Source organism: Sulfurovum sp. AR (assembly GCF_000296775.1).
GTDB lineage: Bacteria > Campylobacterota > Campylobacteria > Campylobacterales > Sulfurovaceae > Sulfurovum > Sulfurovum xiamenensis.
In genome coordinates this window covers 93167-112814 of the sequence record NZ_AJLE01000007.1, presented here as the reverse complement: position 1 = coordinate 112814, position 19648 = coordinate 93167, and the positions used below count along the sequence as shown (strand labels likewise).

Annotated in this window: 18 protein-coding genes; 17 read left to right on the top strand and 1 reads right to left on the bottom strand. The window is 38.7% G+C overall.

Annotated elements, in window-relative coordinates:
- Positions 1–180: 180 nt before the first annotated feature.
- From SULAR_RS07865 to SULAR_RS07820, 10 genes are all read left to right on the top strand, one after another.
- Entirely contained in the window at positions 181–948 is a 768-nt protein-coding gene (locus tag SULAR_RS07865) for a DUF3450 family protein (RefSeq protein ID WP_008244796.1), read from the top strand.
- Entirely contained in the window at positions 948–2282 is a 1335-nt protein-coding gene (locus SULAR_RS11370; RefSeq protein ID WP_008244793.1) for a MotA/TolQ/ExbB proton channel family protein, read from the top strand. The genes SULAR_RS07865 and SULAR_RS11370 overlap by 1 nt, the downstream gene beginning before the upstream one ends.
- 1 nt (position 2283) lies before the next feature.
- The gene (locus tag SULAR_RS07855; RefSeq protein ID WP_008244791.1) at positions 2284–2898 is read left to right on the top strand and encodes a MotA/TolQ/ExbB proton channel family protein; all 615 of its coding nucleotides are present in this window, start codon (positions 2284–2286) and stop codon (positions 2896–2898) included.
- A complete protein-coding gene (locus SULAR_RS07850; RefSeq protein WP_008244785.1) occupies positions 2895–3299 on the top strand; it encodes a biopolymer transporter ExbD in 405 nt (134 codons plus the stop codon). The genes SULAR_RS07855 and SULAR_RS07850 overlap by 4 nt, the downstream gene beginning before the upstream one ends.
- A gap of 6 nt (positions 3300–3305) precedes the next feature.
- Positions 3306–3944 (top strand): energy transducer TonB, encoded by a 639-nt coding sequence (locus SULAR_RS07845; RefSeq protein ID WP_008244783.1) that lies wholly within the window; start codon positions 3306–3308, stop codon positions 3942–3944.
- Positions 3945–3953: 9 nt separating this feature from the next.
- On the top strand, positions 3954–5237 hold the full coding sequence (locus tag SULAR_RS07840) for a lipopolysaccharide assembly protein LapB (protein ID WP_008244781.1): 1284 nt from the start codon (positions 3954–3956) through the stop codon (positions 5235–5237).
- Positions 5238–8456: a carboxypeptidase regulatory-like domain-containing protein gene (locus SULAR_RS07835; protein ID WP_008244779.1), complete on the top strand. Its 3219-nt coding sequence runs from the start codon at positions 5238–5240 to the stop codon at positions 8454–8456.
- 230 nt (positions 8457–8686) lie between these two features.
- The gene (locus SULAR_RS07830) at positions 8687–9883 is read left to right on the top strand and encodes a putative porin (RefSeq protein WP_008244777.1); all 1197 of its coding nucleotides are present in this window, start codon (positions 8687–8689) and stop codon (positions 9881–9883) included.
- 159 nt (positions 9884–10042) lie between these two features.
- Positions 10043–11584, top strand: a complete 1542-nt coding sequence (locus tag SULAR_RS07825) for an inorganic phosphate transporter (RefSeq protein WP_008244776.1) — start codon at positions 10043–10045, stop codon at positions 11582–11584.
- 146 nt (positions 11585–11730) lie between these two features.
- Positions 11731–12414, top strand: a complete 684-nt coding sequence (locus SULAR_RS07820) for a response regulator transcription factor (RefSeq protein ID WP_008244775.1) — start codon at positions 11731–11733, stop codon at positions 12412–12414.
- Here SULAR_RS07820 and SULAR_RS07815 read toward each other — a convergent pair.
- Positions 12411–12734, bottom strand: a complete 324-nt coding sequence (locus tag SULAR_RS07815; RefSeq protein WP_008244774.1) for a phosphate-starvation-inducible PsiE family protein — start codon at positions 12732–12734, stop codon at positions 12411–12413. The genes SULAR_RS07820 and SULAR_RS07815 overlap by 4 nt on opposite strands.
- A gap of 206 nt (positions 12735–12940) precedes the next feature.
- On the opposite strand from SULAR_RS07815, the gene SULAR_RS07810 reads away from it, so the two are divergent.
- The 7 genes from SULAR_RS07810 to pstB all read left to right on the top strand — a co-directional run bounded on the left by SULAR_RS07810 (position 12941) and on the right by pstB (position 19548).
- A complete protein-coding gene (locus tag SULAR_RS07810) occupies positions 12941–13630 on the top strand; it encodes a response regulator transcription factor (protein ID WP_008244770.1) in 690 nt (229 codons plus the stop codon).
- Positions 13631–13864: 234 nt separating this feature from the next.
- Positions 13865–14074 carry a hypothetical protein gene (locus SULAR_RS07805; RefSeq protein WP_008244765.1) on the top strand — a complete coding sequence of 70 codons (210 nt, stop codon included), beginning with the start codon at positions 13865–13867 and terminating at the stop codon, positions 14072–14074.
- On the top strand, positions 14074–15789 hold the full coding sequence (locus tag SULAR_RS07800; RefSeq protein WP_008244761.1) for a lysophospholipid acyltransferase family protein: 1716 nt from the start codon (positions 14074–14076) through the stop codon (positions 15787–15789). Before SULAR_RS07805 ends, SULAR_RS07800 begins: the two co-directional genes overlap by 1 nt.
- A gap of 87 nt (positions 15790–15876) precedes the next feature.
- Positions 15877–16878, top strand: a complete 1002-nt coding sequence (pstS, locus tag SULAR_RS07795; RefSeq protein ID WP_008244759.1) for a phosphate ABC transporter substrate-binding protein PstS — start codon at positions 15877–15879, stop codon at positions 16876–16878.
- Positions 16879–17057: 179 nt separating this feature from the next.
- Positions 17058–17912 carry a phosphate ABC transporter permease subunit PstC gene (pstC, locus tag SULAR_RS07790; protein WP_008244758.1) on the top strand — a complete coding sequence of 285 codons (855 nt, stop codon included), beginning with the start codon at positions 17058–17060 and terminating at the stop codon, positions 17910–17912.
- A 13-nt stretch (positions 17913–17925) separates the two neighbouring features.
- The gene (gene pstA / locus SULAR_RS07785; protein WP_008244757.1) at positions 17926–18735 is read left to right on the top strand and encodes a phosphate ABC transporter permease PstA; all 810 of its coding nucleotides are present in this window, start codon (positions 17926–17928) and stop codon (positions 18733–18735) included.
- 21 nt (positions 18736–18756) lie between these two features.
- The gene (pstB, locus tag SULAR_RS07780) at positions 18757–19548 is read left to right on the top strand and encodes a phosphate ABC transporter ATP-binding protein PstB (RefSeq protein WP_008244755.1); all 792 of its coding nucleotides are present in this window, start codon (positions 18757–18759) and stop codon (positions 19546–19548) included.
- Positions 19549–19648 lie beyond the last annotated feature (100 nt).

Genomic DNA, 19648 nt, shown 5'->3' with positions numbered 1-19648 from the left:
GTTGTTCAACAATGGTACTGGTAATACAAAATAATTTTTATCATAGACTAGACAAGTAGAAATCCTACCTGTCTAGCATCCTACAAAATCCACACTTCTTCCATACCTTTTACACAGATGTTACCAATCTGTTACCGCATTGAGATAACATTCGCTCACTTTAATAATTTTGGAGACATTATGGTTACTATCCCTAAGAAGATACTACTTTTGGCAGCAGTATCGAGTACACTTTTATCACCAATGCTTATGGCAAAAGATGATATGGTCAAGTCTATCATGGAACTGAGAGCAGATGTAGAATCTCTCTATACGAAGATAGATGAAAACAAAGATACCTACAAATCTCAGATGAAATCTTATGCACTTCAAATATCTGATAATGAAGCACAGATCAATAGACAAGATACTTCACTGAAACTTACACAACAAAACATTGAAAAAACAGAGAAAAAGCTTGAAGAGATGGGAAGTGCGACAGTAGATCTTAAACCTGTTGTGAATGAAGCACTTGAAGCACTTGAAAAAGAGATCAAGTCTGGTATCCCTTTCAAAGTCGAAGAGAGAGTAGCTGCACTTCATCAGATCAAAGATGATCTTAAAAATGGAAACATTTCACAAGAGAAAGCACTTGCATTGACATGGGCAAGTTATGATGATGCACTTCGTTTGACCAAAGAGATCGGACAGTTTAAACAGGAGATCACACTTGATGGGGAAGCGACTATAGCTAAGATCGCTAAAGTAGGTTCAGTGATGATGTTCTTTGCAACACCGGATGATAGAGTCGGGTATGTGAAACAAGAGGGTAACGACTACAACTATGTCGTAACAACAGATAGCAGTGAGCGTGATGAGATCATTGATCTTTTTGATGCACTGCAAAAACAGATCCGTACAGGATACTTTACACTTCCGAATGCACTACTACTTAGAGGAGCTAACTAATGAAAGCATTATCTATGACTAAACTATTTTTTGTACTTGTAACATTCGTATCGCTTTCGTTAGCTGCAGAGGCAGGTGAACTTGAGAAAGCATATCAAAAAGAGTATGCATTCCTTAAAGCACAAAAAGCAGAACTGGAAAAGAGACTTGAAACAGAGGAAGTACAGCAGACAAATGAACTTCAAGCGTCTAAAGAGAAGGTAGAAGCACTTCAGGCAAAACTGCTTGAAGTATCTGCAAAGACAAAAGTAAGTAGTGAAAAACTAGAAAAACTTACAAAGATTTTAGCAGAGAAAGAGGACAATGGAGGGCTTACCGGTAATGTGGTCAACCAGGCACGTTTGGCGCTTGAACCGTACGGTGTAAAAGTTTCAGATGACAATAAAACAACAGATGTTCAGAAGGTACAACAGGCATTTGGTACCTCTATTAAACTCTATAGCCAACTTTCTTCTTTGAGAAATGAAAAAGGTGAGTTCTATCTTCCAGATGGAAAAAAAGTTGAAGGGTATATCGTAAAAGTAGGGAATATCGCTGCATACGGTATCGCTAAAGAAGCAGCCGGTGCACTGGCACCAGCAGGAAATGGTGCTTATAAACTTTGGAATGCTGTAGGTTCATCTGACGATGCCAAGGCAATGTTCGCTAAAGAAAAGACTGAGTCGATCGATGTTTTTGTCTATGAAAACCTTGATAAAGAGGTAGATTATGTGACAGAGAAAACATTTACTGATACCATGGAAGATGGTGGTGTGATTGGGTATATCATCTTTGCACTTGGTCTTTTTGGTTTGGTCCTTTTAGGATTAAGAGTGATCAACTTGATGAGAGCAAGTACGAATGTGCAAGATATTACGCAGATCGTGGTGGAAAAAGTAGAGAGCGGTAAAAAAGATGAAGCGCTAGATGCGATCAAAGGATTTGAAGGATCTACAGCAAGAGTCATTAAGTCTACACTGAGAAATATCGATAAAAACAGAGAGCATGTTGAAGATGTTATTATGGAAAATATCCTCAATGAAAGTACACAGATCGATAAATTTGGTAGCTTTGTGTTGGTCATTGCAGCGGTTGCACCATTGATGGGACTTTTGGGTACCGTAACAGGGATGATCGAAACATTTGAAGTGATCACAGAGTTTGGTACAGGGGATCCTAAACTACTTTCAGGCGGTATCTCTGCAGCGCTTGTGACAACGATGCAAGGTCTTATAGTAGCGATCCCGCTTCTGTTGATCGGAAACCTATTGTCAGGTTGGGCACAGAGTATTAAGGACTCTATGGAGCAAAAAGCATTGCACATAGTAAACCTTTACGAGAAGTATAGAGGCTAAGATGCTTTCACCATTTGAGTTAATCGGCAGATTTGTCGAGCTTATGAATGCTGGAGGAGTGGTCATGTGGGCGCTTTTTGTACTCAACTTCTTCCTTTGGTATGGGTTGGGATATCGTTATTTTATCCTTAAGAGGGGAACCAAAGGTAATGTTCGCCGTTTGATCAATAAACATGAAACAAGAGGCGAAACTCAAGCTATGAGAGGCATGCTTGACTATGCTGTAGCTGATGCACTGCATGCTGCACAAGAAGCAAAAACGATAGGGGCAAATGTCAGAAAACACATTAGCGGTGTTTTGCTTCCATACTATAGCGATGTAAACAGTTACAGGATCATGATCAAGACGATCGTTGTGCTAGCACCACTGATAGGTCTGCTTGGAACAGTGATGGGGATGATCGAGACATTTGATGCACTGCAAAGCAGTTCAATGTTTGCTCAGGGAGCCAGCATCTCCGGTGGTATCTCCAAAGCGCTTTTTACCACGGAACTGGGATTGGTAGTTGCCGTTCCTGGATTGATCGTTGGACGCGTGCTTGACAAGCAGGCAGAACGATATGAGCTTGAATTTGAGCAGATCACAGATATTATATCCACGAAGGGCGGGGAATGAGAATTAGACCAAAGAAACAAGAAGTAGACAATGTAGATGTATCTCCATTGATCGATATGGTTTTTATCCTATTGATCTTTTTTATGGTAACGACTACATTCGTAAAAGATATGAAATTGGACATTGAGCGTCCTTCAGCAGCAAGTGCCAGCAAGTCAGATGCAAAAGTAGTACGTGTCTATATTGACAATACTTCTCAGGTTTACATTGACAACCAACCGGTACAGTTATGGGCGATCCAGAGTAAATTAAGAGACCTGTTACGTACATCTACTGAGAAGTCAGTGTTGGTCATCTCTGACGATACGATCCCTGTAGAGACATTGATCGATGTAGTAGATGAGTGTCGTATGTCAGGGGCAAAAGATGTAGCTGTATCTACATCAAAAGAGATGGGATAATCTATTATGGCGACTACAAAGTTTAACAGAGATCGTGCCAAAACCTCTGCTTTATGGGCAATGGGAATCGGTGCTCTTTTGATGATGTTGCTTGTTGTTTCATTTAATGCAAAGGTTGAGAAAAAAGAGAAAAAAGTCAAAGACCCTATGCGTTATATGAAGATGGCAAAACAGCCACCAAAGATGGAGAAACCAAAACCAAAACCAAAACCGAAGCCAAAAGCACAGCCAAAGGCGCCACTGCCAAACCTTGGTGCGATGCTTGGTGGGATCGCTATGAACATTCCTGAATTTGCGACAGGCGATATCATCGGTGACGGTAGTAGCCTTTTAGGTGATATGGCAGCAGATGCAGCGATGAGTGAAGGAACCGTTGACAGTAAGCCAAGGGTTATTTCGCGTGCGCCACTGGAGTATCCGCCTGCAGCAGCGAAAAAACGTATCAAAGGGTATGTTGTGGTGAACCTGCTTATTGGAAAGGATGGAAGTGTTGAACTGGCTAAAGTGATCGCTTCAAGCCCGGCAGGTGTATTTGATCAAGCAGCACTGAGAGGTGTAAGAAGCTGGCGCTTTACTCCGGCAAAATATAAGGGTAACCCGGTCAAAGTGTGGGCGAAGCAGAAAGTCCGCTTTGATTTTAATTAAGGTAAAAAAATGTTGAAAAAAGTAATGACACTATCAGTGGTTTTGTTCTGTGTTCTTACACTCCAGGCAAAAGAGTCTGATGAACAGACGATCAATCATATGGAGATCGCGACCATCATGTACTATGATGGCAAGTATGATAAAGCTCTTGAAGAGTTACAAATGGCAAAAGATTCCCATACTAAGATCGAGTGGGATAAATATCATAATATGAGAGGATTGATCTTCTTAAAAAATGAGAACTATGACGCCTCTATCAATGCATTTAAAAAAGCGATTGTTGCAACTCAACAAAAGTCTTATACGCCACCTGTAGAAGAGAAGCCTAAAAGAGAGTATCTCTTTAGTGCTTTCTCTACAACAAAGAAAGTAGAGGAGCCTGTAGTAAAAAAACCGGTGTTTGATCCTGAAAAACTAAGAAAAGATCAGATAGAAGAGATCAACATCTACCTTTCTCAGGCATATTATAAAGCAGAAGAGTATATCAATGCCGTGCATGCACTAGATGCAGCAGGAGAAAAAGGGCGAGCCAGTGCATCTCTGTTTACGCTTAGAGCAGAGTGTTACTGGAAGGCTGATCAAAAAGGTGCTGCGATCGATGCACTGAGCAGAGGAGCAAAGCTTTTCCCTGACGATGCAACGTTGTTGAAACAGAAGTTTTACTATTTTGCTGAGTTAAAACTTTATCAAGCTTCGATCGCTGCGGCGAAAGCCTATATGAAAAAAATCCCGGCAAATGCGCAGGAGTATATCTCTTTAGCTCAGATGCTTCAAAGTGGCGGTGAGTTAGAGGAGGCAATTAAAGTACTTGAAGAAGCAAAGCTAAAGTTCCCGTCTTCAGCAAAAGTATACATACTACTGGGACATTACTATAACCAAAAAGAGATGCCTCATGTCACTGCTGACCTTTTTGAGAAGGGTTCTTTGTATGACTCGAACTATCTTAAAGAAGCAGCAGAGATGTACAGAAGAAACGGAGAACTTGCACATGCATTGTATCTCAATTCAATGATGACAGATAAAGAAGAAAAGACCAAACAGAAAGTAGCGATCTATATAGGAAAAGGTGAGTTTGAGAAGATCATTGGACTCAACGATGCTTTGGATAGATATGGTCTTTTGAAAAATGACAATATGCGCTATGCACTAGCATATGCATACTATATGGTAAAAGATTATGATAGTGCAGAAGCACATCTTAAAAAGATTGAAGATGATGAACTCTTCTCTAAAGCAACGGTGATCCGTAAGAATATTGAAAAATGTAGAAGTAACAGTCTGGAGTGTATATAGATGAAGAAATTAGTGCAATTATTGCTTTTAATGACACTGCCACTGGTAGTCATGGCCAGTGAATTAAAAGAGGGTACGCTTTCAGTGTTGCTTTTCAGTGAGGGGAAACCCCTGCCTAATAATGAAATAAAGATTGATGGCAAAAAAGTGTTCAAGACAGATGAGGATGGAGCAGTAAAGATACCGCTTATCGCAGGAAGACACCAGGTCGAAATCTTTGGTAAAAATACTTCAGGTGAAAATCTGGGTTATTTTAAAAAACCTGTACTTATCAAAGAAGGAAGAGATACAGAGATCATAGCAGCACTCTCTAAAACTGGAGCAGACAGCATCGATATCGATGTTCCTGTTGCTGTAGCAAAATCTGTCGAGAGAAAGGAAGAAAAAGCCACAGGAGAGGGGATACTTAGAGGTCAGGTTCTCTCTTCAGAAGGCAATACCCCGATTGCAGGTGCAAGAGTCTTTGTAAGAGGTACAGCAGTAGACGTAAGAACAGATGATAACGGTCGTTTTTCTGCTAAGGTACCATCAGGTAAAACGTTAAGCATTTCCGTAGTGCATTCAGCCTACAGTGCACAGACGATCGGAGGGATAGTGGTTAAAAAAGACGGGACCACTTCAAAAACAGTGAAGTTAACTCCAGCAAGTATGGAGCTAGAAGAGTTTGTCGTCCTTGCTCCAAAGATAGAAGGTAGTATTGCCAGTACTATAGCAGAAGAAAAAAATACAAACTCTATAGCTAACATTATCGGTGCCGAAGCATTTTCTAAGAAAGGAGATAGCTCTGCTGCTGCAGCACTTAAGCGTGCTTCAGGTATTACATTGGTAGGTGGGAATGTATATGTTAGGGGTTTAGGAGACAGGTATGGTAATATTGAAATGAACTCTATGCCTCTACCCAGCCCCAACCCTTTAAAAAGATTGGTTCCTTTAGATATTTTTCCTTCAAGTGTCATTGGTGCAATGAAGATACAAAAGAGTGGTGAAGCAGATATCCCAGCTGCTTTTGGTGGTGGCTACATCAACATACGTACTAAACAGAGTGTAACAGATGACTTTATCAAAATCACTTTAGGTATGGGAGGAAATAGTTACACAGGAGATAATGTGATCTCACAAAATGGAAGTTCTAATGACTGGACTGGATATGATGATGGTTATTGGGCACGGCCATCTTCTGCTCTATCAGAGAGTGAGTTTACACAAGCGTATTTTAAACGAGATTTTACCACTCCTTATCAATCACTACCAGTAAACTTTGGAGGGAAGATAGAAGCAGCCAAGAGTTATACGATAGATGAAGACCATAAGATAAGCTTGTTTGGGACATATAAATATGAACAAAAACATATAGCGAATATATTGGAGCAGTTCACTGTTGATATGTCGAGGGATGTATTAGGAATAGACTTTACTACAAGTCCTCCTTCAGCGATATATGGTCCTTATTATGTGAAGCAGTTAAACACGACTACGACAGAATCCTCACGTTCCACTTATAGTCATGGTGGAGTTTTTGATATAGGGTATAACTATTTGGATGTATTTCATTTAAACTATACAAAACTCTATACACATAGTGGAGAAGATAGTGTATCTCTAAGAACGATTGATGATATTAGTGGTTCGGATCTTACGACCTATACCTATACTTTACGCTGGATCGAGAAAACATTGGATGTAGATCAGCTCAATGGAGAATTTGATTATAAAATGTTTGACTTGGCATCAAAATTGAACTTTGGTGCACAGAGGGCTACTTCCATGTTTAGTAACCCTAATACAATGGAGTATATCTTTGAAGATTGTCCTGAACATTTGAGGGGAACACCTCAGTGTACTACGGGAAGACGTTTACCTTCAGGTGTACCAAATTTAAATAGTCGAGATGAAAGCTCTGAAGATGTGATAGATACCTATTATATAAAAAATAGATTTGACACTTCTTTCTTTAGCGAAGAAGATTACTTTGAAATAGGTCTCAGCAAAATGAAAAAAACACGTGATTTTACAAGTTCGCCAGGTAGGTTTATTGAAAGAAGTGAAATCAGTGATTATGAGAGAGATAGTAACGGAGATTATATTGGTGACATTCAAGCACTTATTGATGAGTACGGGAGTGTGATGACATTTGAAGAGTCACCACTTAACAACAGTGCAAACATCAAAGCATCAGTAGACCAGAAAAATGTTTATACCAAATTTTTTATGAATCCTTATGAACAACTGGAAATGATCGCAGGTGTCAGGTATGCAGATATTACGCAAACTACTAGTACCATAGACCCTTTGAACCCGTCAAATAATACCTTAGATACGATTGACCTAGAGAAATATTTCCCAAGTTTTTCTTTGAGATATAAGTATAATAAAGACAATCATATTGATTTTGCAGTATCAAAAACATATGTTATGCCAGATTTGGTAGAGTTTGCTGATGCGATTATTGTTGCTCCAACCGAAAAAAGAATTGATATCAAGGGAAATCCTGAACTTGTACCTACAATGATTTCTAATTTCGATTTGAAGTATAGTCGTTATTTCGGTGACAGTAGTTTTGTGAAACTGGGCGGGTTTTACAAGGAAATGAAAAATCCTATAGAAGATGCAGAAATAAAATCAGCGAGTGATGATGTTTCAGTCTATACATTTATCAACAGTGATAAAGCTACAATCTATGGAGTTGAACTTGATGGAAGAACTGGACTTGGATTTCTAACGGATAAACTTTCAAACTTTTATTTATCCGGGAATTATACTTACTTGGATTCAGAAGTGACTTTAACAGAGGAACAGGCATTAAAATTTACAACAAATAATCGTCAACTCCAAGGGTTGTCGCCACATATACTCAATTTGGCATTTGAGTATGAGACAGAAGACCGATCTGTCGTTATGGCCTATAATAAGATGGGTGAGAGGATCAGGAAAATAGGATATAAAGATGTACCTACAACAGATGTGACGAAAGGTATACCCGACACATATGAAATACCACCTCAAGTACTTGATTTAGTTTGGAAAGAAAAATTCTCTAATGGAATTGATCTTAAATTAAAGTTTGGAAATTTACTTGATGAAGAGACTATTTGGTACAGATATGGGGGGTCTTTATTAAAGGATGAAGGTACTTCACAGGACTTTGCAAGAGATAATTTTATTACAGACAAATATAAAACAGGAAGAACTTTTTCATTTGAAGCATCTTATAAGTACTAAATAGGCACTAAACACTTGTTCTCAAGTAATGCAAGGAGTCATAGCAGCGATCTTTCTTTATAAAGAAAATAAATTGGAATCAGCAAAAAGGATCGCACCCCTCTTGGTAACATTGGATATGAAAATATCAACTAAGTTCTAAAGGGTTTCACTCTTGTAACCATACAGTAATCAATTTGTAACCAATTTGTTTTATACTTCCGCAATTCATAAAACAAGGAACAAACAAAATGAAAAAAATCCTACTTTCAACAGTCGCAGTGGCGACTATGGCAACAGTAGCAATGGCTGAATCTGACATTAGTCATCCAATTGAACGAATAGAAGAAGTGAAAGATGCAACTCAAGTAGCTGAAAAAAGCTTTATGGATAGAGTTCACTTTAAAGGTGACTTAAGACTAAGATATGAGAGTAAAGAGAATGACTATACTGATGGTAGTGAAAAAAATACTTATCTTGGTCGATATCGTTTAAGACTAGGCGCACATATTGATATTACAGATCATCTTCAATTTGAAGTTGGTATGAGAAGTGGTTTTGGTAACCCAACTTCAGGTAACCAAACTTTTGCTGAGGCGAATAAGCCTACTGAAGGTCTGGCAGACTACTTTTTTCAGTCGCTTAGATTCAATGCTTTAGCGCTTGATTATACAACTGGTAACTCTATTTGGAAAGTAGGTAGATCACCATATATGATGTATAGACCTATTAAATCACAACTTGTTTGGGATAACGATCTTTCATTAGATGGTATTAACTATCAGTACCAAGATGATACAAAGATTATCACTGCAGGTATTAACCAGCCAACGTATGCGGAAAATATTGTTGCTAAAGATACGGTTAACCTTTTCTTAGCACAATATGTACAAAAAACAAAGTTAGAGAGCGCAACATTGAATCTAGGTGCTGGTATCTACTATTATGATGGTGTTAAAGGGAATACACCTCTTTATAGTGATAATAAAGGTACAGGTATGGGTAACACTTTAGTAAATGGTGTGTTTGCAAATGACTATCATATCGTAGAAGGATTTGGAGAACTCAAGTTCAAAGATGTACTTGGCAAACCATTTGCAATCGCTGCCGGTGTAGCATATAACACAGCTGCAGATGATAATAACTTTGGATACGATTTGGCATTTCAACTCGGTAAGGCTAAAGAAGTTGGTGACTGGCAGTTAAAATATTCTTATACTGATATCCAAGAAGATGCGGTACTTGGTGCACACTCTGACTCAGATAACTTCGGTGGTGGTACGGCTGCTAAAGGTCATGCTATTAGAACAAAATATAAATTTGGCAAAAACACATATCTTGCTGGTACTTTCTTCTTTAATACACTCTATGATAGTAAAGATGGTTCAAAGTCAACAGGAGATGTGGATTATGAGCGTGTACAGTTAGACGCGATTATTACATTCTAGTCCAAAATATCATGTAAACTCCTAAAGATGGGCATCTGCCCATCTTGACTCCTTTAACCTCCATTTTTTATTCACATTCATTTGGTTACATTTTGGTAACAAAATTGTAATACTTTTCTACTATACTTCCACGATTAATACATAAATGAAGGAATGTAGATGAACAATACATTAAAGATGATGCTGGGTGCGGGCTTTGCTGTAGCCGTAGCATTTTATGCAAATAGCGTCATGGGACAAGTAACACATGGAGGCTTTTTAGTACTGGCAGCTGTATTTGGTGCCTATATGGCGATGAATATCGGTGCCAATGATGTTGCCAATAACGTAGGACCAGCGGTTGGTTCTGGTGCCTTGACCATAGGTGGGGCTGTTTTTATCGCTTCTATTTTTGAAGCAGGTGGTGCACTGATCGCAGGTGGAGATGTCGTGGGGACCATTAAAAAAGGGATCATCTCTCCAGATGCCTTTGGAAATGACCCTATGCTTTTTGTCTATGGTATGTCAGCGGCATTACTTGCCGCAGCACTATGGCTGAATCTTGCAACATGGCTTAAGGCACCGGTTTCAACCACACACTCTATCGTGGGTGGTGTTCTTGGAGGTGGTATCGCTGCAGGTGGGTTTGCTATCGTGTCTTGGGGAACCATGGGTAAGATCGCTGCTTCATGGGTGATCTCACCTGTACTTGGTGGAGTGATCGCAGCTATTTTCCTCTATGTGATCAAATCACAGATCATTTATAAGGAAGATAGATTAACTGCAGCTAAAAGGGTGGTACCTGCCCTTGTTGCGATCATGTCGGCAGCCTTTGTTACCTATTTGACACTTAAAGGGTTTAAACATATCTGGGGAACGATTACAGAATTGTTGAGTTTCTTGCCTCAAACCAAGAAACCACCTTTTTCTGTGGCATTGATTTTAGGTGTGATCGGAGGGGTGATCACATTCTTGATCGTTAAGCCTCGCGTAGCAAAAAAAGTGGTTGGTCTGGAGAACACCAGAGAAGCGGTCAATATGCTTTTTACCATTCCTCTTATTTTTGCAGCGGCACTTTTGAGTTTTGCACATGGTGCAAATGACGTTGCCAATGCTGTAGGTCCTTTGGCTGCAGTCAATGATGCACTGACTACACTTGCGGTTTCTGAAAAAGCAGCAATCCCTTTATGGGTGATGGTTGTCGGTGGTGTGGGTATCTCTGTAGGTCTTGCACTTTTTGGACCAAGACTCATCAGAACGGTAGGATCTGAGATCACTGAACTTGATCAAATGAGAGCCTTTTCTATTATGATGGCTGCGGCGATCACAGTGGTTATCGCTTCTCAGCTTGGACTTCCTGTATCTTCAACGCATATTGCAGTAGGTGCAGTATTTGGTGTAGGTTTTCTTAGAGAGTGGCTTGACAGTAAAGATATGAGTGTCAAGCAAGAGAAACTTCATACAGAAGTAGAACAGCACAATGCACTGAAAGCAGAACTTGCAGAACTGAAAGCGGCAGGGGATTATAAAAGACAAGTCGAATTAATTGAAGCGGTGAAAGTGCAAAAGAAAAAAGTAAAAAGCCTTAAACGAGCATTGCGTGAAAATTATGTGAAGCGTGGTATGGTGAAAAAGATCGTAGCGGCATGGGTCATAACTGTACCGGCAGCAGCAGGGCTTTCTGCTATTATTTTCTTCATACTTAAAGGTGTAGCGAGCTAAGAAAAATTTGCTGTACAGTATCAGCTTTTACACAAAGTATGTATCATTTTGACGTGGGTAGAAATACCTGCGTTATCCTCCTAAAAACCCCTCTTTTTCTCGCTTTTTTGTAATCAAATTGTTATCAAGATATACTATGCTATAACATGCAAAACAGAGATATAGAAATCATCGTCATTGAAGACGAACCAGATATTTTAGAACTTCTTGAGTATCATCTTGAAAAAGAAGGATACACGGTTACAGGGTTCCTCTCTACTGAAAATGTAGAGCAGTTCTTAGAGGAGGAAAATCCTTCTCTTATGATCGTCGATCGAAACCTTCCTGGTGTAGAAGGCAGTGAATTTGTCTCAAAAATACGCGACCTTGGATATGATATCCCAGTGTTGTTCCTGACCGCGAGAGACAAAGAGAGTGACTTGGAAGAAGGTTTCAATTCCGGTGGTGATGACTATATGACCAAGCCTTTTAGCAGTAAAGAACTCCTTTTAAGAATAGCCGCACTATTGAAGCGTAGTGGTGCTACATCTGGGGATAAAGTGAAATACAGAGACCTCATATTGGATCTGCAGAAACGTGAACTTTTCATAGAGGATCAGCGCATAGAGTTGACCAACTTGGAATTTAAACTGCTCCATACCTTTGTCAAGAATCCAAATCAGCCTTTGGACAGAGATTTTTTACGTGATGAAGTTTGGGGTGATGACAGTGCAAACTTTCATGATAAAACCATCAATGTAGCAATGAACAGACTCAAAAAGAAGATCGATCCAGAAGGAGTGAAAGAGTATTTTGCTCCTGTGTGGGGTGTTGGATATAAATTACTCTAAAATTTTGTCTGTGCTTTTTTCCTTTTGGAGTGTGCAGGTGAAAACTGTACGGATAAAATTCTAAAGAGAAAAAAGACAAAGATCACCAAAAGTAAAAAGAGTATCTCTTTGTGGTCTTTGTTTGGATGTGTTGTCAATATGATCACATCTCGTGTCAAAAAGATAATAAATACATCAATCACATACCTCATGCGTAATCTTTTCTTTTTTATGAATTCCGAAATCATTTTTACCACTTCTATAATAACAATAAATTCCAGCATCAAGATAATCGCTTTGTAAAATGGGTAGTGTGTACCTATTATCCCTACAAATATCATAGACGCAAGGAGTAATTCGTAATTCTTTTTTATAAAATGCATATAAAATTGTAGAGGCAATGGATAACAGATTGATAACCAGATACATGGATTGATTCCTCTAGAAAATGTTACCAAAATGAAACCACTTTTTTATACTATGCTTTCATGAATAATATGTACTTGGACGACATATGAAGATAAATAGAGATCAAAAAGGTTTGTTCATGGTAAAAGCAATCGATCCTACGGCAACAATTTTAAGTATTGAAGACAATGAAGATTTACTTGAATTAGAAACGTTTCATCTTCTCAAAGAGGGGTATAAGGTCATCGGATCTACTTCTACCAAAGGTGTAGAGTCTATACTGGAACAAGAGAATATAGATCTGATGCTTGTAGACCGTACACTTCCCCGGGTGGAAGGAAGCGAATTTGTGAGTTATCTTCGAGATAAAGGGGTAACAACACCTGTAATGTTCATCTCTGCAAAAGATAAAGATGAGGAGATAGAAGAGGGGTTCTTACGCGGGGGAGATGATTACTTACGAAAACCCTTTAACATGAAAGAACTGCTCTATCGTGTCAAAGCGATCCTTAGACGTACCAATGCGATAGAGCATGAGAGGTTAACAGCTAGAGACATTATCATGGATTTTAATACGCGTAAGACATATATAGACAGTCAGGAGATAGAACTGACTAAGTTGGAGTTTGAACTCCTTAGCCTGTTCATCAAAAATAAAAATAAAGCCCTTGGAAGAGAATATCTGATTCAGAACATATGGAATGAGAATGAAGATATCCAAAAACGTACTGTCAATGTGACGATCAACCGTTTGAAGAAAAAGATCGATCCCCATGAAGATAAAGAGTATATCATTCCTGTAAGAGGGATAGGATATAAGTTTCAATAATACCTAATTCTCATAAGTAAGTGATAGATTCTCCACGTATATGTTACTAAAATGAAACCATTTTATTTTACTATATACAAGAGCATCTCTTCCCAGCTAGACTAGCGAGACAGTTTATGTCCTTCCCATTATTTTATTAGTATGACCTTCAAATACTTCCCTATGGAGATGCTCTTGTTATAAATATGTTATCACTTTATCTTATTGTATTATATAAGTTTAATGGAGATATCTATGAAAGATGAAATCTTAATATCGGATGAACATATAGCAAAACTTTCTAAAAGGGTTGCAAAAACTTTTTCGATAGATGAAGAAGAGGCTATAAGTACTATCTATGAAGAGTGGGAGCTGGTTGAAGCACTTTTTCATGCACATACGAAGGTGAAAGCTGTACACAGTCATCTTGTTGATGCGATCAATCATGCGTATAGGATAGCCTAATGCAGATCAGTGTAGAAAATTATATGGTACACCATTACCCTGAAATTGAGACTTTTCCAAATATAGCAAAAAAGGTACTGTTCAGCGGTATGAAAAAATTGTTTCATGAAAATGAGATCAATACTTTTATATCAGAGAATAGACACAAGGATACTTTTTCTTATGTAGAAGCGATCATTGATTATTTTGACATCTCTATCGGTTTGAAGACCAATGAACTGACGCGTATCCCTGCCTATGGACGTACTGTGATCATAGCCAACCATCCTTTGGGTGCGCTGGATGCTATGGCATTGCTGCATTTACTTAAAAATGTACGAAAAGATATCAAGATCGTTGCAAACTCTTTTTTGTCTCAGTTTGATAACCTCAAAGATATTCTTATCCCTGTAGACAATATCAATGGGAAAATGGATAAAGAGACTGTTAAAAATATATATGATGCATTGAAAGCAGAACAGGCAGTGATTATATTCCCTTCGGGAGAAGTAAGCCGAGCAAAGCCCAATGGGATCAAAGACACACCATGGAAAAGCGGGTTTTTAAAGATAGCGTCCAAGATGCAGGCACCTATCCTTCCTATTTACATCAGAGCGAAGAATTCTAACAATTTTTATCTACTTTCCATGTTGAATCGTTCTTTGGCAACGGCAACCTTGCCACATGAGATGTTTAAAGCAAAAGGGAAAAATATCGAATTTACTATAGGGAAAACGATCCCTTTTGATGCCTATAATGTACCAAATATCTCACGAAAAGAGACAGTGAAGCTTTTAAGAAAACACTTCTATAAAGTATCAAAAAATCACAAACCGATATTTGCAACCTATAATGAGATATCTGTGCCAGAAGCACGAAGTGAACTGAAAGCAGAACTTAAAAATGGTATACCTTTAGGTAAAACAATGGATGGTAAAAGTATTATCATCTATGAATCCGAAAGAGAGAACTGTGTCATTAAAGAGATAGGAAGATTACGTGAGATCAGTTTTCGTCATGTAGGGGAAGGAAGCGGTAAAAAACGTGACATAGACGGCTATGATTTTTACTACAAGCATTTGATCATATGGGATGATGAAGCACTGGAGATCGCAGGTGCCTATCGCCTGGGGATATGTAAAGAGATCATTCATGATTTTGACATGGAAGGGCTTTATACCAGTACACTATTTAAATTTGATCGGAAGTTTGAACCCTATTTGGAAAAAGGTGTAGAACTTGGAAGAAGTTTTGTACAGCCAAAATACTGGAACTCCAGGGCATTAGACTATCTTTGGCAGGGTATAGGGGCGTATATAAAAAGTCGTCCTGATATAGAGTACCTTTTTGGTGCGGTGAGTTTAAGTAATGCATTTAATCAAAAGGCCCAGGGAATGATCATCTATTTTTATCAAAAGTATTTTAGTTCAAGCGAGAATCTGGCAAAACATAAAGTACCTTATATTCAATCACAATGGGTGCAGGAACATTGTGAAACTATATTTACAGGCATGGATTACAGAGCGGATATGAGAACACTCAAGGAAGAGTTAGGGTTTATGGGATATACTGTACCTACATTGTTTAAACAGTACTCTGAGCTTTGTGAAGAGGGTGGTGTACAGTTCTTGGATTTTGGATATGATAAAGATTTTAACCATTGTATAGATGGCTTTATCATTACAGATCTAAAGTTACTCAAAGAGACAAAAAGAAAGCGATATTTTTCTCATTGATTACATTCTGTAACCAAAATGTTTCCAAGTTGTTTTATACTTCGCACAATCCAAAATGGATAACATATTTCTTAAGGAAGAAAAACCATGACATTGAAAAAAATTCTTACAGCAGCAGTGGCAGCTTCAGTAGCACTCTCAGCAGTCAATGCTGATGAACTTAAAGGTAGAGGAGCATCATTCCCTGGACCTGTATATAAAGCTTGGACAGCGGAGTATTACTCTGCAACAAAAAATCAAGTGAACTACACACCAACAGGTTCTGGTGACGGGGTTAAATCTATTACAAAAAGAATGGTTGATTTTGCCGGTTCAGACAAGCCACTTAAGCCAAAAGCACTTAAAAAAGACAAACTGTATATGTTCCCTACAGTCGTAGGTTCAGTGGTTCTAGCGTATAACATCGATGGTGTGAAAGACGGAGAACTTAAACTTAGCCGTGCAGCGATCGCAGGTATCTTTGGCGGAAGCATTACACACTGGGATGATAAAGCGATCATGGCACAAAATGCCGGTTTAAAATTACCACATGAGCCTATTACAGTAGCTGTAAGAGCTGACAAGTCAGGTACAACATTTAACTTTACCTACTTCTTGAACAAATTGGATGAAAATATCAAAGTAAGTAAACAACCTACATGGAAAGCACCAAAAGTAGTTGCAGGTAAATCAAACTCAGGTGTATCAGCAAACATCCAACAGATCAAAAACTCTATCGGGTATATTGAGTACTCATATAAAGAGAAATTAGGATTGGCTGCAGCACAGATCGAAAACAAAGAAGGTCAATATATTAACCCAACGCTACAATCTTTCCAAGATGCAGCTAAATACGCAAGCTGGACAGCTGACAATGATTTCTATGCAGTGATCGGTGACCCAGCAGGTGCAACATCATATCCAATTGTTGCAGCTACATTTATCTTGCTTCCAGCAGAAAAAATGGAAACAAATAAACAAGTAACAGCATTTATCGACTGGGCATACACCAATGGTGATAAAGCAGCAACAGATCTTGGTTATGTTCCACTTCCTGCATCGACTAAAGATGAAATTAGAAAATATTGGGAAGCTAAAAACATTAAATAAAACGTTTTAGCAACCACATAACCTCAAGCTCTCCACTTGGAGAGCTTCTTCAATCTCACATTTATCATCCTACTATCATTATACTCCTTGAATATGTTATAGTATAATAGATATAATTTGTAACTAAAATGTAACCAACTTTTATTACAATCCTTTCCAATTAATTACGAAGGCAATACATGGGTGGTAAACTCTTTAAGAATTTCTCTTTTTTCTCTGCAACACTCTCCTTTTTTATCTTGGTAGGGATCTTTGCAGTACTTTTTTCTTATGCGCAAGATGCATTGCATGAATTTGGCTTTGATTTCTTATACAATGAAATTTGGGAAGCTGATGAAGATGATGAAGGCGGTATCTTTGGCGGATATATACCTATCATCGGTACTTTACTCAGTACACTTATTGCGATGGTCATTGCGACACCATTGGCGATGGGAATTGCAATCTTTCTAACAGAAATTGCGACTGAAAAACTGGTAAAGCCTGTCTCGATAGCCATTGAATTACTGGCAGCTATTCCAAGCATCATTTATGGTATGTGGGGACTTTTTTACTTTGCCCCTATTGTACAGGCGACAGTAGGCGGTAACGGTGTAGGGTTATTGACCGCGGGCATCGTGTTAGCGATCATGATCATTCCTTTTATGGCAGCGATCACCAGAGATGCGATGAATACTGCACCCTCTGTTCTAAAAGAGTCAGCCTATGCTATGGGTGCTACGAAGTTTGAAGTGATCAAGGATGTGGTCATGCCTTATGCTAGAGGTGGGATTATCGGGTCTATCATCTTAGCGCTTGGACGTGCATTGGGTGAAACGATGGCAGTGGCATTCCTTATCGGTTCGGTCATGAGCATTCCAAGTAAAATAACAGACCCTACGACTTCCATCCCGGTTTTACTTGCAAATAACTTTGCAGAAGCGCAAGATCTTGAGATGAGTAGTATGTATTACCTTGCGCTTATTTTATTTATAGTCAGTTTTGCCATTATCTCTGTGGCTAAGTTTTATTTTTTAGGAAGAAAAACAGTATGAAAAGAGCAGCATCATGAATAGACTCATACTCAATAAAATCATTTTAATTCTCTCTACACTCTCAGCAGTGATAGGGATAGGCTTTTTGTTCTGGATACTTGTGACCTTGAGCTATAAAGGGATCACAAGTTTACACTTTACGACCTTTACTAACGATCTTGTTGCCGGTGGGATACGAAACCTTATTGTGGGGCAGTTTACTATGGCACTTATGGCAAGTGCTGTGGCAGTACCGCTTGGTATGATGGCAGGTATCTATTTGAGAGAGTACAGTAATAATAGTAAGTTAGCCTCTGTTATAAGAAATCTTAGTGATGTGATGATGTCAGCTCCATCTATTGTCATCGGTGTATTTGTTTTTGCATTGTTTGTGGACCCTTTTGGTGGCTATAATGGTTGGGCAGGTATTGTTGCATTGGCTATAATGATGATACCTATCATCATCAGTACTACGGACAATATGTTGGCACTTGTACCTAAGGAGCTCAGAGAAGCTGGGATCGCATTGGGCGGAAGTAAACATAAGATCATTTTGCAGATAGTGGTTAAAGCTGCAAAAGTAGGGATAACAACAGGTATTCTTCTCTCCTTTGCACGTATCATCGGAGAGACGGCTCCTTTGCTTTTTACATCAGCCAATAACCAGTTTTTCACTATGAATCTAACAGAGCAGTTCCCCTCTCTTACCGTTAGTATCTACAACCTAGCGACGTACCCGGATATGGAGAGCAGAGAGTTGGCATGGGCGGCATCTTTTGTGCTTACAGTCATCGTTTTATGTATCAATCTATTAGGTCGATATATGACAAGAAATAAAAAATAATAGAAAAGGTCAGTAAATAATATGGCAGAAAATAACATTATAATGGATATTAAAGATTTTTATTTTACCTATGCGGGTGTGGATGCGCCTTCATTAAAGAAGATCAACCTTCCCATAGAGAAAAATAAAATTACAGCGATGATCGGTCCTAGCGGTTGTGGTAAATCCACACTTTTGCGTGCCATGAACCGCATCCATGATCTCTATCCCGGGAACAAGTATGAAGGTGAGATCAATCTTTATGGCAGCAATGATGAAAAACAAAATATTTTGGACTTAAAAAAAGAGAATGATTTCATTAAGTTGCGCCAACAAGTAGGAATGATCTTTCAAAAGCCTACACCTTTTCCTATGAGTATCTTTGATAATGTTGCCTATGGTTTGAAGCTTGCAGGGATAAAAGATAAGGTCGAGATAGAGGAACGTGTAGAAAAAGCATTGCAAGATGCTGCTATTTGGAATGAAACAAAAGATAGATTGAACAAAAGTGCACTTGGGCTCAGTGGAGGACAACAGCAAAGACTTTGTATCGCCAGGGCTGTGGCACTCAAACCAGAGGTTTTACTTTTTGATGAACCAACTTCTGCACTTGACCCGATCTCAACAGGAGCGATCGAAGAGTTGATCGCGGAACTGAAAAAAGATGTCTCTGTGGTGATAGTGACACATAACATGCAACAAGCCAGTCGTTTGAGTGATTATACTGCGTTTATGTATCTGGGCGATCTGATAGAATATGATAAAACGGATAAGATCTTTTTGAATCCTTCACAGAAGTTGACAGAAGATTACATCACAGGTAGATTTGGATAAATCTATTTGCCAGAGGCAAACTTTTACGAGAAATCATTTAGTAATTTCCTGTATCAGTCTGTTGGACTAGAAGTGAGCAAAAAGAAAAAAGATTTGGATA

Excerpts from the sequence above, each read along its gene's own strand:
- SULAR_RS07865 (WP_008244796.1), top strand. The coding sequence starts at position 181 with ATGGTTACTATCCCTAAGAAGATACTACTTTTGGCAGCAGTATCGAGT.
- SULAR_RS11370 (WP_008244793.1), top strand. The coding sequence starts at position 948 with ATGAAAGCATTATCTATGACTAAACTATTTTTTGTACTTGTAACATTC.
- SULAR_RS07855 (WP_008244791.1), top strand. The coding sequence starts at position 2,284 with ATGCTTTCACCATTTGAGTTAATCGGCAGATTTGTCGAGCTTATGAAT.
- SULAR_RS07850 (WP_008244785.1), top strand. The coding sequence starts at position 2,895 with ATGAGAATTAGACCAAAGAAACAAGAAGTAGACAATGTAGATGTATCT.
- SULAR_RS07845 (WP_008244783.1), top strand. The coding sequence starts at position 3,306 with ATGGCGACTACAAAGTTTAACAGAGATCGTGCCAAAACCTCTGCTTTA.
- SULAR_RS07840 (WP_008244781.1), top strand. The coding sequence starts at position 3,954 with ATGTTGAAAAAAGTAATGACACTATCAGTGGTTTTGTTCTGTGTTCTT.
- SULAR_RS07835 (WP_008244779.1), top strand. The coding sequence starts at position 5,238 with ATGAAGAAATTAGTGCAATTATTGCTTTTAATGACACTGCCACTGGTA.
- SULAR_RS07830 (WP_008244777.1), top strand. The coding sequence starts at position 8,687 with ATGAAAAAAATCCTACTTTCAACAGTCGCAGTGGCGACTATGGCAACA.
- SULAR_RS07825 (WP_008244776.1), top strand. The coding sequence starts at position 10,043 with ATGAACAATACATTAAAGATGATGCTGGGTGCGGGCTTTGCTGTAGCC.
- SULAR_RS07820 (WP_008244775.1), top strand. The coding sequence starts at position 11,731 with ATGCAAAACAGAGATATAGAAATCATCGTCATTGAAGACGAACCAGAT.
- SULAR_RS07815 (WP_008244774.1), bottom strand. The coding sequence starts at position 12,734 with ATGATATTTGTAGGGATAATAGGTACACACTACCCATTTTACAAAGCG.
- SULAR_RS07810 (WP_008244770.1), top strand. The coding sequence starts at position 12,941 with ATGGTAAAAGCAATCGATCCTACGGCAACAATTTTAAGTATTGAAGAC.
- SULAR_RS07805 (WP_008244765.1), top strand. The coding sequence starts at position 13,865 with ATGAAAGATGAAATCTTAATATCGGATGAACATATAGCAAAACTTTCT.
- SULAR_RS07800 (WP_008244761.1), top strand. The coding sequence starts at position 14,074 with ATGCAGATCAGTGTAGAAAATTATATGGTACACCATTACCCTGAAATT.
- pstS (WP_008244759.1), top strand. The coding sequence starts at position 15,877 with ATGACATTGAAAAAAATTCTTACAGCAGCAGTGGCAGCTTCAGTAGCA.
- pstC (WP_008244758.1), top strand. The coding sequence starts at position 17,058 with ATGGGTGGTAAACTCTTTAAGAATTTCTCTTTTTTCTCTGCAACACTC.
- pstA (WP_008244757.1), top strand. The coding sequence starts at position 17,926 with ATGAATAGACTCATACTCAATAAAATCATTTTAATTCTCTCTACACTC.
- pstB (WP_008244755.1), top strand. The coding sequence starts at position 18,757 with ATGGCAGAAAATAACATTATAATGGATATTAAAGATTTTTATTTTACC.